Annotated in this window: 15 protein-coding genes; 9 read left to right on the top strand and 6 right to left on the bottom strand. The window is 70.5% G+C overall.

What is annotated here, in order from left to right; all coding sequences use genetic code 11:
- Positions 1–13: 13 nt before the first annotated feature.
- Positions 14–1702, top strand: coding sequence for a PQQ-binding-like beta-propeller repeat protein (locus ACFY0K_RS14595; protein WP_390640116.1), 1689 nt, complete (start codon positions 14–16; stop codon positions 1700–1702).
- A gap of 203 nt (positions 1703–1905) precedes the next feature.
- On the top strand, positions 1906–2598 hold the full coding sequence (locus tag ACFY0K_RS14590) for a LuxR C-terminal-related transcriptional regulator (protein WP_390640115.1): 693 nt from the start codon (positions 1906–1908) through the stop codon (positions 2596–2598).
- Between the two features lie 105 nt (positions 2599–2703).
- On the opposite strand, the gene ACFY0K_RS14585 is transcribed toward ACFY0K_RS14590, so the two are convergent.
- Positions 2704–3036 carry a hypothetical protein gene (locus tag ACFY0K_RS14585; protein ID WP_351957286.1) on the bottom strand — a complete coding sequence of 111 codons (333 nt, stop codon included), beginning with the start codon at positions 3034–3036 and terminating at the stop codon, positions 2704–2706.
- Between the two features lie 27 nt (positions 3037–3063).
- Positions 3064–4764 carry a sodium:solute symporter family protein gene (locus ACFY0K_RS14580; RefSeq protein WP_390640114.1) on the bottom strand — a complete coding sequence of 567 codons (1701 nt, stop codon included), beginning with the start codon at positions 4762–4764 and terminating at the stop codon, positions 3064–3066.
- A 125-nt stretch (positions 4765–4889) separates the two neighbouring features.
- Between ACFY0K_RS14580 and galT the strand changes: the two genes are divergently transcribed.
- The 3 genes from galT to galK are packed head-to-tail and all read left to right on the top strand — an operon-like array spanning position 4890 to position 8074.
- A complete protein-coding gene (gene galT, locus ACFY0K_RS14575; RefSeq protein WP_382733395.1) occupies positions 4890–5948 on the top strand; it encodes a galactose-1-phosphate uridylyltransferase in 1059 nt (352 codons plus the stop codon).
- Entirely contained in the window at positions 5948–6916 is a 969-nt protein-coding gene (gene galE / locus ACFY0K_RS14570; protein WP_390640113.1) for a UDP-glucose 4-epimerase GalE, read from the top strand. The genes galT and galE overlap by 1 nt, the downstream gene beginning before the upstream one ends.
- Complete coding sequence (gene galK, locus ACFY0K_RS14565) at positions 6917–8074, top strand: galactokinase (protein ID WP_390640112.1); 1158 nt, start codon at positions 6917–6919, stop codon at positions 8072–8074.
- A gap of 3 nt (positions 8075–8077) precedes the next feature.
- Here galK and ACFY0K_RS14560 read toward each other — a convergent pair whose 3' ends face one another.
- A complete protein-coding gene (locus tag ACFY0K_RS14560) occupies positions 8078–8524 on the bottom strand; it encodes a GNAT family N-acetyltransferase (RefSeq protein WP_390640111.1) in 447 nt (148 codons plus the stop codon).
- Between the two features lie 273 nt (positions 8525–8797).
- Between ACFY0K_RS14560 and ACFY0K_RS14555 the strand changes: the two genes are divergently transcribed.
- The gene (locus ACFY0K_RS14555; RefSeq protein WP_390640110.1) at positions 8798–9571 is read left to right on the top strand and encodes a LuxR C-terminal-related transcriptional regulator; all 774 of its coding nucleotides are present in this window, start codon (positions 8798–8800) and stop codon (positions 9569–9571) included.
- 213 nt (positions 9572–9784) lie between these two features.
- On the opposite strand, the gene tamR is transcribed toward ACFY0K_RS14555, so the two are convergent.
- Positions 9785–10282, bottom strand: coding sequence for a MarR family transcriptional regulator TamR (gene tamR / locus ACFY0K_RS14550; RefSeq protein WP_093501945.1), 498 nt, complete (start codon positions 10280–10282; stop codon positions 9785–9787).
- An 88-nt stretch (positions 10283–10370) separates the two neighbouring features.
- On the opposite strand from tamR, the gene ACFY0K_RS14545 reads away from it, so the two are divergent.
- From ACFY0K_RS14545 to ACFY0K_RS14535, 3 genes are all read left to right on the top strand, one after another.
- Positions 10371–11186: a trans-aconitate 2-methyltransferase gene (locus ACFY0K_RS14545; RefSeq protein WP_390640109.1), complete on the top strand. Its 816-nt coding sequence runs from the start codon at positions 10371–10373 to the stop codon at positions 11184–11186.
- A complete protein-coding gene (locus tag ACFY0K_RS14540) occupies positions 11186–11548 on the top strand; it encodes a VOC family protein (RefSeq protein WP_390640108.1) in 363 nt (120 codons plus the stop codon). The genes ACFY0K_RS14545 and ACFY0K_RS14540 overlap by 1 nt, the downstream gene beginning before the upstream one ends.
- Before the next feature lie 79 nt (positions 11549–11627).
- Positions 11628–11801, top strand: coding sequence for a CsbD family protein (locus tag ACFY0K_RS14535; protein ID WP_093501951.1), 174 nt, complete (start codon positions 11628–11630; stop codon positions 11799–11801).
- Positions 11802–11829: 28 nt separating this feature from the next.
- Here the strand turns inward: ACFY0K_RS14535 and ACFY0K_RS14530 are convergent, their stop codons facing one another.
- Together ACFY0K_RS14530 and ACFY0K_RS14525 are read right to left on the bottom strand one after the other, a co-directional pair.
- The gene (locus ACFY0K_RS14530) at positions 11830–12504 is read right to left on the bottom strand and encodes a TetR/AcrR family transcriptional regulator (protein ID WP_351957297.1); all 675 of its coding nucleotides are present in this window, start codon (positions 12502–12504) and stop codon (positions 11830–11832) included.
- Positions 12501–13514, bottom strand: a complete 1014-nt coding sequence (locus ACFY0K_RS14525) for an acyl-CoA desaturase (RefSeq protein ID WP_390640107.1) — start codon at positions 13512–13514, stop codon at positions 12501–12503. The genes ACFY0K_RS14530 and ACFY0K_RS14525 overlap by 4 nt, the downstream gene beginning before the upstream one ends.
- Between the last annotated feature and the right edge of the window lie 118 nt (positions 13515–13632).

The following is a 13632-nucleotide window of genomic DNA, read 5'->3' as shown; positions in this document are numbered from 1 at the left end:
AGGTACTCCCGCCATGACCCAGCCGCCGCCGCACACGCCCGACCAGCCCCCGAACCCGTACGCCCAACAGCCCGGTCACGGCTACCCGAACCAGCCGCCCCCGCAGCCCGGCCACGGCTACCCGCAGCAGCCCCCGGCCCCGAACCCGTACGCCCAGCAGCCCGGTTACGGCTATCCGCAGCAGCTCCCGGCTCCGAACCCGTACGCCCAGCAGCCCGGTTACGGCTATCCGGGTGGCCAACCAGGCCAACCGGGCGGCCCCCGCCGCAACAACGCCGCGCTGTTCATCGTGGTCGCCGCGGTGGTCGCCATCGCGCTGATCGTCGGCGGCGGCATCTGGTACGCCAAGTCCTCCGGCGGCGACGGCAGGAAGAACGACACGGCGAACTCCACCGGCGGCACCGGCGGCCAGGGCGCGGACGGCGGCGAGAACGGCAAGGGGACCGAGAAGGTGCCCGCGGACACCACCTCCAAGGTCCTCTTCCAGGTCCCGCTGCCCACGGCGCAGGACACCACCGTCACGGCCGGTTCCTGGCTCACCGGCAAGGTGTACGCGAAGACCGGCATCGCCCGGATCACCGGCTACGACCCCGATACGGGCGCCAAGCTGTGGACGATCCCGCTGTCCGGCCCGGTCTGCCGCGCCACCGGGCACGTCAGCGCCGACGGCCGGACCGCGGTCGTCTTCCAGCCGAGGATGCCCGCGAAGGGATCCACGGCCGGCTGCACCCAGGTTGCCGCGATCGACCTGACCACCGGCAAGAAGCTCTGGACCCGGACGGTCAAGTCCGGTGACGTGCCGGTCGACTTCGACAACGTGACGGTCGCTCAGCAGACGGTCGCGGTCGGCGGCTCCAGCGGCGGCGCCGCCTTCGACCTCGCCTCCGGCAAGGTCCGCTGGCAGCCGAAGGCGGCCGACAGCTGCGACGACGCCGGCTACGGCGGCGGTGCCAAGCTGGTCGCGGTCCGCAGGTGCGGCAGCGGCGACACCGGCCAGCTGCGCATCCAGACCCTCGACCCGGTCTCCGGCAAGGTGCTCTCCGAGTACCGGATGGCCTCGGGCATCGACTACGCCAGTGTCGTGTCGACCGACCCGCTGGTGGTGGCCGCCGACGTCAACAACAGCGCCGGCGACGGCAGCGGCTTCTCGGACGTCTTCTCCATCGACAACAGGACCGGCGCCCTGCGCACCCGCATCTCCACGCCGGGCAGCTCCTACGCGGCCCGCTGCGACGGAATCTACGAACTGGAGAAGTGCACGGGCGTGGTGGTCGGCAACGACCGGCTCTACCTGGCGACCGAGCGGCACGACGGCGACGGGGACTACACGAAGACCGACGAGATCGTCGCCTTCGACCTCGGCACCGGCAAGCAGACCGGCCAGCGCGCCGACGCCGGGGACAACTACACGATCACGCCCCTGCGCATGGACGGCCCCGATGTGATCGCCTACAAGAACGCCCCGTACGACAAGGGCGCTCAGGTCGTCAGCATCGACGGCGGCTCGTTCAAGGAGACCAAGCTGCTGGAGAACCCGGCGACCACGGCGGTCAAGGCCGTGGAGACCACCATGTCGCCCGACTACGCCGAGGTCCGGTACTCCGAGGGACACCTCTACCTGTCCGCCGCGTACGCCCACGCCCCGACGTCCTCGTCGTCGGCCAAGGAGTACCTGGTCACCGCCTTCGGCGCGGGTGGCTGATACGCGCTCTTCACCCTCGAATACGAGAAAACCCAGAGATTCCTCCGATCCGGGGCAGTTCTCATCAGTAGGGGCAGCGCAACGTCGAACAAGCGTGTAGCTTCCGGGGGCATGAAGGACGGGGTGCCGGGGGGCCCTCTGTCCATGCGGACCAGTGGGCATCCATAGTGGGGCATCCATTGGGGGGACTGGGGGGTTGCTCTATGGGAGTGCGGCTCATGGTGGTCGACGACCACCGGTTGCTCGCGGAGGCGCTGGCCTCGGCGCTGAAACTGCGCGGCCACCGGGTGCTCGCGGCGGCGGCACCGGCGGCGGGCGCGGCCGAGCTGGTGATCACACGGGCGCCCGAGGTGTGCCTGCTGGGGACGGCGACACCGGCCGAGCCGGGGATCTTCGACCCGGTGGTGAGGATCAAGCGGGAGCGGCCGCAGGTCGCCGTCCTGGTCCTCGGCCCGGTGCCGTCCCCGCGGGGCATCGCGGCGGCCTTCGCCGCGGGCGCCTCCGGGTACGTACGGCACGACGAGCGGATAGAGGGCGTCGAGCGGGCCATCATGAAGGCGCGGGCCGGGGAGGCCGCCGTGGCCCCCGCCCTGCTCCAGGGTGCCTTCGGCGAACTCCTCAACCCGGCCGCCCAGCCCGACGACGAGGGCCAGCGCCTCCTGCAGATGCTCACCCCGAGGGAGGTGGAGGTCCTGGTCCGCGTCGCCGACGGCGAGGACACCCGCCTCATCGCCGCAGGCATGGGCATCGCCCCGAGCACGGCCCGCACCCATGTCCAGCGGGTCCTGATGAAGCTGGGGGTGGGGTCAAGGCTGGAAGCGGCGGCATTGGCGGCACGTACAGGCCTACTGGACAGGGCGGGCCCACTCAACAATTCAACAGGGCTGGACCTTTAGCCGACGGCAGGACCGCCTACCCAGGGGCGCTGGGGGTACCCCCGGCCGAAGGCTGGGGGAGGAACTGCGCGACCAGCCCCCACGCACCCGCAGACAACCGACCGCTTACTCCGCCTCCTTCTCTCCTTCCACCGAAGGAACCGGCGGCGGGGTGGGCCGAAGCCATAGCCACACCAAAAAGAACACCCCCAGCAGCAGCATCCCGATCCCGGTCCACAGGTTGATGTTGATCCCCTGTGCCTTGTCGATCTCGGCCTGCGAGTCCGTGATGCCGGTGATCGTGACGATGATCCCGTACAGCACGAACAGCCCGCCGATGATCCGCCGCAGATCGAAGATCCGCGCGGCGGTCGCGGACCGGCCCTGCAGCTCGGTGACCTCGCGCTGGACGTCCTGCTCGGAGTAGTGGAACCCGGAGTGCCCGGAGTCGTCGGTCATGGTCTCTCCATCCTCCCGCGACCGGGACTAGAACGAGAACGGGATGTAGCAGGCGGCGGCCAGGATCACCGCACCCCAGCCCAGCAGCGCCGGCCGCCGGTACCAGGCCTCGTCGCCGGGTGCGGGCGCCTCCGTCATGCCGGGCGAGCGCGTGCCGTAGACGAGCCCCGCGAGTTCCGCCTCCGGCTTGGGCGCGGTGAACAGGGACACGATCACCATCACCACCGCGCCGGCCACGAACCCGGCGATCGCGGAGACGAAGTTGGCGCCCTGGTCGGAGGGGATGCCGATGATGCCCTTCTTGTACAGGACGAAGTAGTTGACCATCGCGGTCACGGTGCCCGCGAGCAGCCCCCAGAAGCCGGACTTCGCCGAGGCCCGCTTCCAGAACATGCCGACGATGAAGACGACGAACATCGGCACGTTGAAGAAGGAGAACAGCGTCTGGAGGTAGCTCATGATGTTCGAGAAGGAGGACGCGAGGAACGCGGTACCGATCGACGCGCAGACGCCGATCGCGGTGATGAGGCGTCCGAAGCGCACGTAGTAGCCGTCCTCCCGGCCCTTCACCACGTACTTCGCCCAGATGTCCGTCGTGAACACGGTGTTGAAGGACGACACGTTGGCCGCCATACCGGCCATGAAGGCGGCCAGCAGCCCGGTCACCGCGATGCCGAGCACGCCGTTGGGCAGCAGCTGCGACATCAGGTAGGGGATCGCGTCGTTGTACTGGAGGTCCGACCCGGACGTGCCGATGTCCGGCACGAGGGCGGCGGCGACCAGGCCCGGGATCATCACGAGGAAGACGATGAAGATCTTCGGGTAGGCGGCGATCAGCGGGGTGCGCTGGGCGGCGGACAGGTTCTTCGCCGACAGGGCGCGCTGCACCTCGGCGAAGTTGGTCGTCCAGTAGCCGAAGGAGAGCACGAAGCCGAGGCCGAGGACGATGGTCAGCCAGTTCGCGCCGAGCGGGTTGACGGAGCCGATGCCGGTGCCGCCCCAGGCGGTCGTGAAGTTGTGGCCGTGGGTGGCGGTGAGCTTGTCGACCAGGCCGTCCCAGCCGCCCACCTTCTTCAGGCCCAGCACGGACAGCGGGATCAGGGCGGCCAGGATCACGAAGAACTGCAGGACCTCGTTGTAGATGGCCGAGGAGAGACCGCCGAGGGTGATGTAGGCCAGCACGAACGCGCCGGCCACGACGATCGCCACCCACTGCGGCCAGCCGAGCAGTGCCTCCACGACGATCGCCAGGGCGTACAGGTTCACACCGGCGATCAGAATGGCAGCGAAGGCGAACAGGATCGAACTGAGCAGGTGTGCGGCTCTGTCGAAGCGGAGCAGCAGCATCTCGGGGACCGAGCGGACCTTGCTGCCGTAGTAGAAGGGCATCATCACCAGGCCGAGGAAGACCATGGCCGGGATGGCACCGATCCAGTACCAGTGCACGGTGTACGCGCCGTACTGCGCGCTGTTGGCGGCCATGCCGAGGATCTCGGTGGCGGCCAGGTTGGCCGAGATGAACGCGAGGCCGGTGATCCAGGCGGGCAGTGACCGTCCGGAGAGGAAGAAGTCGAGGCTGGTCCTCACCGAGCGCCGGGCCGCGAAGCCGATGCCCAGGACGACGGCGAAGTAGATCGCGAGGATCGCGTAGTCCAGGCCGTTGGTCGGGAGCCGCAGCCCCGCAGCGAGGTATGTGGGGGATACGGGGGCATCTGTGGGGTTCTGCACCCAGTAATTCAACACTTTCGTTGTCTCACCTTGATTGATTGCGATGTTGACTGACGTGGTGAGTTGTGTTTTGGTGTGTTCGGTTCTGTTGGATGGTTGGCTGGCTCGATCAATGGGAGTCCGCAGTGAAGAAGACCTCGACCCGGCTGGCCGACGGTCGCGAACTCATCTACTACGACCTGCGCGACGACACCGTGCGGGACGCGGTGGACCGCCGTCCGCTGGAGCGGACGCACACCACCTCGGAGATCCGCCGGGACGCGCTGCTCGGCGACCAGGTCGCGATCGCCTCGCACCGGCAGGGCCGCACCTACCACCCGCCGGCCGACCAGTGCCCGCTCTGCCCGACCCAGGGCGACCGGCTGAGCGAGATCCCCGACTCGTCGTACGACGTCGTGGTCTTCGAGAACCGCTTCCCCTCGCTGGCCGGCGACTCCGGGCGCTGCGAGGTGGTCTGCTTCACCTCGGACCACGACGCGTCCTTCGCCTCCCTCACCGAGGAGCAGGCGCGGCTCGTCCTCGACGCGTGGACCGACCGGACCTCGGAACTGTCGCATCTCCCCTCCGTCGAGCAGGTGTTCTGCTTCGAGAACCGCGGCGAGGAGATCGGCGTGACGCTCGGTCACCCGCACGGCCAGATCTACGCCTACCCCTTCACCACCCCGCGCACCGCACTGATGTTGCGTTCGCTCGCGGCACACAAGGAGGCGACGGGCGGGGAGAACCTCTTCGACGCCGTCCTGCAACGTGAACTCGCCGACGAACGGGTCGTCCTTGAGGGTGAACACTGGGTCGCCTTCGTGCCGTACGCGGCGCACTGGCCCTACGAGGTCCACCTGTACCCCAGGCGCCGGGTCCCCGACCTCCTCGGGCTCGACGAGGCGGCCCGCTCAGAGTTCCCCCAGGTTTATCTGGAACTCTTGAGGCGCTTCGACCGTATCTTCGGCGAGGGTGAGCCTCCCACGCCCTACATCGCCGCCTGGCACCAGGCGCCGTTCGGGACGCTGGAGGAGTTCGAGGGTGTCACGCGCGACGATTTCGCGCTGCACCTGGAGCTTTTCACCATTCGCCGAACGTCCGGCAAGCTGAAGTTTCTCGCGGGTTCCGAATCAGGCATGAGCGTGTTCATCAACGACGTGCCGCCGGAGCGCGCGGCCGAGCGACTGCGAGAGGTAGCGAGTTGATGAAGTACCTGGTGACGGGCGGGGCAGGATACGTCGGCAGCGTGGTCGCCCAGCACCTGCTGGAGGCGGGCCACGAGGTCACCGTGCTCGACAACCTGTCCACGGGCTTCCGCGAGGGCGTCCCGGCGGGCGCCGCCTTCGTCGAGGGCGACATCCGCGACGCCGCCAAGTGGCTGGACCCCTCCTACGACGCGGTGCTGCACTTCGCCGCGTTCTCCCAGGTCGGCGAGTCCGTCGTGAAGCCCGAGAAGTACTGGGACAACAACGTCGGCGGCACCATGGCGCTGCTCGCCGCGATGCGCGAGGCCGGCGTCCGCAAGCTCGTCTTCTCCTCCACGGCGGCCACCTACGGCGAGCCGGAGCAGGTCCCCATCGTCGAGACCGCGCCGACGCGACCCACCAACCCGTACGGTGCCACCAAGCTCGCCGTCGACCACATGATCACCGGCGAGGCCGCCGCGCACGGCCTGGGCGCGGTCTCCCTGCGCTACTTCAACGTGGCCGGCGCGTACGGCGCGCAGGGCGAGCGCCACGACCCCGAGTCGCACCTGATCCCGCTGGTCCTCCAGGTCGCCCAGGGCAGGCGCGAGGCCATCTCCGTCTTCGGCGACGACTACCCGACGCCCGACGGCACCTGCATCCGCGACTACATCCACGTCGCCGACCTGGCCGACGCCCACCTGCTCGCCCTGACGGCCGCCGAGCCCGGCGAGCACCTGATCTGCAACCTCGGCAACGGCGAGGGCTTCTCGGTCCGCCAGGTCATCGAGACCGTCCGCCAGGTCACCGGCCACCCGATCCCCGAGGTCGTGGCCCCGCGCCGGGGCGGCGACCCGGCCGTCCTGGTCGCCTCGGCGGCCACCGCCCGCGAGAAGCTGGGCTGGAACCCGACCCGCGCGGACCTCGCGGGGATCGTCGCGGACGCCTGGGAGTTCGCGCAGCGCACCGGCACAGCAAGGGAGCGGTAAGTGGGGGCAGCACAGCAGGTCGCAGGCGCCTTCGAGGAGCTGTACGGCACGGCTCCCGACGGCGTCTGGGCGGCGCCGGGCCGGGTCAACCTGATCGGCGAGCACACCGACTACAACGACGGCTTCGTGATGCCGTTCGCACTGCCGCACGTGGCGACGGCCGCCGTCGCCCGCCGCACCGACGGCGTGCTGCGGCTGCACTCCTCGGACGTCGAGGGCGGGGTCGTCGAGTTCTCCCTCGACGCCCTGGAGCCCGGCACCGACGACGAGTGGACGGCGTACCCGGCGGGCGTGGTCTGGGCGCTGCGGGAGGCCGGCCACCCGGTCACCGGCGCCGACGTCCACCTCGCCTCCACCGTGCCGACCGGCGCCGGCCTGTCCTCCTCCGCGGCCCTGGAGGTGGTGATCGCCCTCGCCCTCGACGACCTCTTCGAACTGGGCCTGCAGCGCTGGCAGCTGGCCCGTCTGTGTCAGCGCGCCGAGAACGTCTACGTCGGGGCGCCGACCGGCATCATGGACCAGACGGCGTCCGCCTGCTGCGAGCAGGGCCACGCCCTGTTCCTGGACACCCGCGACCTCTCGCAGAAGCAGATCCCCTTCGACCTCGCGGCCGAGGGCATGCGCCTGCTCGTCGTCGACACCCAGGTCAAGCACGCCCACAGCGGCGGCGAGTACGGCAAGCGCCGCGCGGGCTGCGAGAAGGGCGCGGCCCTGCTCGGGGTGGACGCCCTGCGGGACATCCCCTACGACGAGCTGGACTCCGCACTCGACCGCCTCGGCGACGAGGCGGAGGTACGGCGCCTGGTCCGGCACGTCGTCACCGAGGACCACCGCGTCGAGCGCGTCGTCGCCCTCCTCGAAGCGGGCGACACCCGCGCCATCGGCCCGGTCCTCACCGAGGGCCACGCCTCCCTCCGCGACGACTTCCAGGTCTCCTGCCCCGAGCTGGACCTGGTCGTGGAGGCGGCGAACGCGGCCGGTGCGCTGGGCGCCCGGATGACCGGCGGCGGCTTCGGCGGCTCGGCGATCGTCCTCGCGGAGGCGGCCGACGTCGACACGATCGCGAAGGCGGTCGAGGAGGCCTTCGCGGCGGCCGGGTTCAAGGCCCCGCGGGTCTTCGAGGCGGTGCCGTCGGCGGGCGCCCGCCGGGCGGACTGAGGCTCAGTCCAGCCGCTTCACCAGCGTGTACTCCGTGATCCCCGGCGGGTAGTCGGGGATCACGCACACCACGTCGTATCCCTGCTTCTTGTAGAACTCCGGGGCCTGGAAGTCCCAGGTCTCCAGGCGGGCCGCGGTGCAGGCGCGGTCGGTGCGGGCGATGCGCTCGGCCTCCGCGAGCAGGCTGCCGCCGAGGCCGGTGCCGCGGTGCCGGGCGTCCACCCACAGGTACGTGACGTGCAGCCAGGACGCCCAGCTGTGCCCGACCAGGCCGCCGGCCATCCCGCCCGAACTCTCGTCCATCGCCCACAGGTGCAGTGGCACGTCGCGTTCGGCCGGGGTGCCGCGCAGCGCGGCCAGGACCGGAGAGGCCGCCGTGTTGGTGGCCAGCAGCCGCGCGCGGAGCAGATCGCGTCGTTCCTTGTCGACTTCCGCCTCAATACGAAACATGCGGCACACCATAAACGCGTCGGCCGGGCAGTTCTGCAAATTGCCTTCCGCTCACGGCGACCGGTCGTACTCTGATGAGCAGTGCCGGTGGGGGCCGGTGCTGATCAGGGGGCGAGACAAGTCGGATACGACGCCCGCGGTGGGGGTAGCAGTTCAGGCACGGCGGCGGCCGTGCGGTTCCGCCCTCCCACGGGTGTCGTGTCCGCACGGTTCGTCGTTCTCCGGACCTTGGGGTATCCCCGGCTCGTGAAGAGCACTGGGGAAGGGGGTTTCGTGGTTCGCATCCGAGTCCTGGTCGTCGACGACCACCGCATCTTCGCCGAGTCACTGGCCGCGGCACTGGCCGCCGAGCCGGACGTCGACGTGTCCGCGGCCGGCAGCGGTCCGGCCGCGCTGCGCTGCCTGGAGCGCGCGGCCGCCGAGGGCCGCCGCTACGACGTGCTGCTCGTCGACGCCGACCTGGGCGGTCAACTGCCGGGCGGCCGGGCGGCCGTGCCGGTGCAGGAGGCCAACGCGGAGGGGCTGGTCGACGGCATATCGCTGGTCGCCGGGGTCCGTTCGGCCCATCCGGCCGTCCGGGTCGTCGTCCTCGCCGAGAAGGACGACCCGCGGCGCGCGGCCCTGGCCCTGCAGGCCGGCGCCTGCGGCTGGGTCGCCAAGGACTGCTCGCTCTCCCGGCTGCTCAACGTCATCCGAGGCGTGCTGCGCGACGAGACGCATCTGCCGCCCGCCCTGCTCACGGGCGTCCTGCGGGAGCTGACCGCGGCCCGCAAGCACCGCACCGAGAGCGAGCGGCTGGTGGAGTCCCTCACGCCGAGGGAGCGCGAAGTGCTCCGGTGCATGGTGGCGGGCCTGGGGCGCAAGGCGGTCGCCGAGCGCCTCTTCCTGTCCCCGCACACCGTCCGCACCCACATGCAGAACGTCCTCGGCAAACTGGGCGTCCACTCCACCCTGGCCGCGGTGGCGCTGGCGCGCCGGGCCGGGGTAGGACCGGTGGACCTGGGACCCGCCGCCCGGATCATCCCGGAGGAGAGCAGCAGCGCCTGACAAACGCCCATCGAGGAGCGCCCCGTCAGGGGCGCGGAACGGCGCGACCAGCCACGACGGCGCCGGAGTCGGCAGAGACCGAAGTGCGGTACTTCCAGCCGCGGTCAGCCGCGGTCCGGCAGCGCCCCGTCAGGGGCGCGGGGAACTGCGCGACCAGCCACGACGGCGCCGCAGCCGCCAGAGACCGAAGTGCGGCACCCTCCAGTGGAGCGCTCAGCCGGGGATGTTGTCGAACGGTGCCGTCAACTGCCTCAGCAGTCCGGCGAGTTCAGAGCGCTGCGCGGGGGAGAGCTCGCCGAGGATCGCCCGCTCCTGGTCGAGCAGGCCCGCCAGGGCCTGGTCCGCGCGGTCCTGGCCCTCGGTGGTCAGCCGGACCAGCACGCCCCGCCGGTCGCTCGGATCCGGCAGCCGCTCGACCAGGCCCTTCTTGGCCAGCCGGTCGATGCGGTTGGTCATCGTCCCCGAGGTGACCAGGGTCTGGGTCAGCAGCTGGCCGGGGGAGAGCTGGTACGGCGTGCCGGCGCGCCTGAGCGCGGTGAGCACGTCGAACTCCCAGGGCTCCAGGCTGTGCTCGGCGAAGGCCAGCCGACGTGCCCGGTCCAGGTGCCGCGCCAGCCGGCTCACCCGGCTGAGCACCTCGAGCGGTTCCACGTCGAGGTCCGGGCGCTCCCGGCGCCACGCAGCGACCAGCCGATCGACCTCGTCCTCCATGGCGATCAGTGTAGTGGTTGTGTCGACGTGAAGTCTCTTGATGTCGAGTCTCTTGACATCGAGATATCTGCCCGGGAAGGTGGAGGACATGACGACTCCTGCCTGGGACCCCGCCCAGTACCTCCGTCACTCCGGCCACCGCGCCCGCGCCTTCGCCGACCTCCTGGCCCACGTCCCCGCCCTCCCCGGCGACCCCCCGGCCATCGCCGACCTCGGCTGCGGCCCCGGCAACGTCACCGCCGTCCTCGCCGACCGCTGGCCCACCGCGCGCATCACCGGCTACGACAACTCGCCCGCGATGCTCGACAAGGCCGAGGTCGACCACGCAGGCCCCACCCCCGGCGGCGGCCGCCTCGACTTCGCCCACGCCGACCTGCGCACCTGGACGCCCGACAGGCCGTACGACCTGATCGTGTCCAACGCGGCGCTCCAGTGGGTCCCCGGCCACCTGGACCGCTTCGCCGACTGGCTCGACGCGCTCGCCCCCGGCGCCACCTTCGCCTTCCAGGTGCCCAACAACATCGACGCGCCCCTGCACGCCCTGATGCGCGAGCTCGCCGCCACGCCCCGCTGGAAGGCCCGGCTCGCCGACGTGCTGCGCCACGAGGACTCCGTCCACCCGCCCGCCGCCTACCTCGACCGGCTCGCCCGCCTCGGCTGCGCCACCGACGTCTGGGAGACCACCTACCTGCACGTCCTGACCGGCGAGGACCCCGTCCTGGACTGGGTCAAGGGCACCGGGCTGCGCCCCGTCCTCACCGCCCTCGGCGACGACCCCGAGGCCCGGGACGCCTTCGTCGCCGACTACCGCGACCTGCTGCGGGAGGCCTACCCGAGCGCCCCCTACGGCACGCTCCTGCCCTTCCGCCGCCTGTTCGCCGTCGCCCGCAAGGAGGACGCCTGATGCTCACCGCCCTCGACCACGTCCAGCTCGCCGTACCGCCGGGCTCGGAGGACCTGCTGCGGGCCTATTACCGCGACCTCCTCGGAATGACGGAGATCCCCAAGCCGCCCGTGCTCGCGGCGCGCGGCGGCTGCTGGTTCCGGGCCGGGACCGTCCACCTGCACCTGGGGGTCGAGGCCGCCTTCCGGCCGGCCCTCCAGGCCCACCCGGGACTGCGGGTCACGGACATCGAGGCCTGCGCCGAACGGCTCGAAGCCGGCGGCGCCCCCGTCGCCTGGGACCACGACCTCCCCGGACACCGCCGCTTCTACTCCCAGGACCCCGTCGGCAACCGCCTGGAGTTCCTGGAACCGGTTCTCTGAGCCCCCGTTTGCCCCGGCCCGCTCCTGGTTACCCGAAGCAATGACCCCACGTACCTATCCGCCTCAGGAGGGACCGACGGTGTCAGGACACCAGAAGGCCAAGGGCAAGAAGGAACAGATCAAGGGCAAGGCCAAGGAGGTCGGCGGGCGCGCGACCCGCGACGTGCCCCTGGAGGCCGAAGGGCGCCTGGAGCAGTCCAAGGGCGACGCCCGCCAGGCCAAGGAGAAGATGAAGGACATCTTCAAGCACTGATGCGCGACGGCGCGCGGCACCGCAGGGCTCACGCCTTGCGGTGCCCTATCAGCCGCGGCTTCTGCTCCAGGCCGTCCAGACCGTGCCAGGCGAGGTTCACCAGGTGGGCGGCCACCTCCGCCTTCTTCGGGCGGCGCACGTCCAGCCACCACTGGCCGGTCAGCGCGACCATCCCCACCAGCGCCTGCGCGTACAGCGGCGCCAGCTTGGGGTCGAAGCCGCGGCTCTTGAACTCGCGGCCCAGGATGTCCTCCACCTGCGTCGCGATGTCCGAGATGAGCGAGGCGAAGGAACCCGTCGACTGCGGGATGGGGGAGTCCCGGACCAGGATCCGGAAGCCGTCCGTGTACTCCTCGATGTAGTCGAGCAGCGCGAACGCCGCCTGCTCGCACAGCTCCCGCGGGTGACCGGCCGTGAGCGATCCGGTCACCATGTCCAGCAGGCGCCGCATCTCCCGGTCGACCACCACCGCGTACAGGCCCTCCTTGCCGCCGAAGTGCTCGTACACCACCGGCTTGGACACCCCGGCCTTCGCCGCGATCTCCTCCACCGACGTGCCCTCGAACCCCTTCGCCGCGAAGAGGGTGCGACCGATCTCCAGCAACTGCTGGCGGCGCTCCGCGCCGGTCATACGGGTACGACGCGCCCGCCGCTGCTTGTCGGTACTGGGGGTGCTGGAGTCGGTCGCCACGGCGTCAATCATGCCGCCTTCGCGGCCTCCGCCCCTTGCGGGGAGCCGCCTTTCCCGGTGTTACGGCGCGAATCGATACGCGAGCGTGACGGCCAGCGCACGTCGTACGCCCAGCCCAGCTGCTCGCACCAGCGGATGATCCGCGCCGACGAGTCGATCTGGCCGCGCTCCACCCCGTGCCGCGCGGACGTCGGGTCGGCATGGTGCAGGTTGTGCCAGGACTCGCCGCAGGACAGGACCGCCAGCCACCACACGTTGCCCGACCGGTCCCGCGACTTGAACGGCCGCTTGCCCACCGCGTGACAGATCGAGTTGATCGACCACGTCACGTGATGGAGGAGGGCCACCCGGACGAGTGAACCCCAGAAGAACGCGGTGAACGCACCCCACCAGGACATCGTCACCAGCCCGCCGATCAGCGGCGGCAGCGCCAGGGAGAGCACGGTCCAGTAGATGAACTGCCGGGAGATCGTCCGGATGGCCGGGTCCTTGACCAGATCCGGCGCGTACTTGTCCTGCGGAGTCCGCTCCTCGTCGAACATCCAGGCGATATGCGCCCACCACAGGCCCTTGATCAGCGCCGGCACGGTCTCGCCGTAGCGCCACGGCGAGTGCGGGTCGCCCTCGGCGTCGGAGAACTTGTGGTGCTTGCGGTGATCGGCCACCCAGCGCACCAGCGGGCCCTCCACCGCCATCGACCCCGCGATCGCCAGCGCGATCCTGAGCGGCCGTTTCGCCTTGAAGGAACCATGGGTGAAGTAACGGTGGTAACCGATGGTCACACCATGGCAGCCGAGATAGTAGAAGAACACCATCAGGCCCAGGTCGAGCCAGCTCACGCCCCCCCACCCCCACGCCAGTGGCACCGCCGCCAGCAGCGCGAGGAACGGCACGACGATGAACAGGAGCAGAGTGACCTGCTCCAGCGAACCCTTCCGCTCACCCCCCAGGGTGGCGGACGGGATCGCGGCGTCGGCCGCCTTCCGGGGGTCTTCGATCACATCGGAACTAGACGAGGTCATGCGCGTCCCCTGTGGGGTCGAGGGTTGAGAGATGCGCCGATCCGCGGCGACCGAACGGGACGGCAAAGAAGCTTCCCTACGGTTCCGTAACCTACGGCGACGTAAGTATGGCAGCGGG

The organism is Streptomyces sp. NPDC001507, assembly GCF_042894765.1.
In the GTDB taxonomy this organism is placed as follows: domain Bacteria; phylum Actinomycetota; class Actinomycetes; order Streptomycetales; family Streptomycetaceae; genus Streptomyces.
The sequence above is the reverse complement of the archived record's forward strand: the minus strand, read 5'-3'. Positions and strand labels throughout refer to the sequence as shown.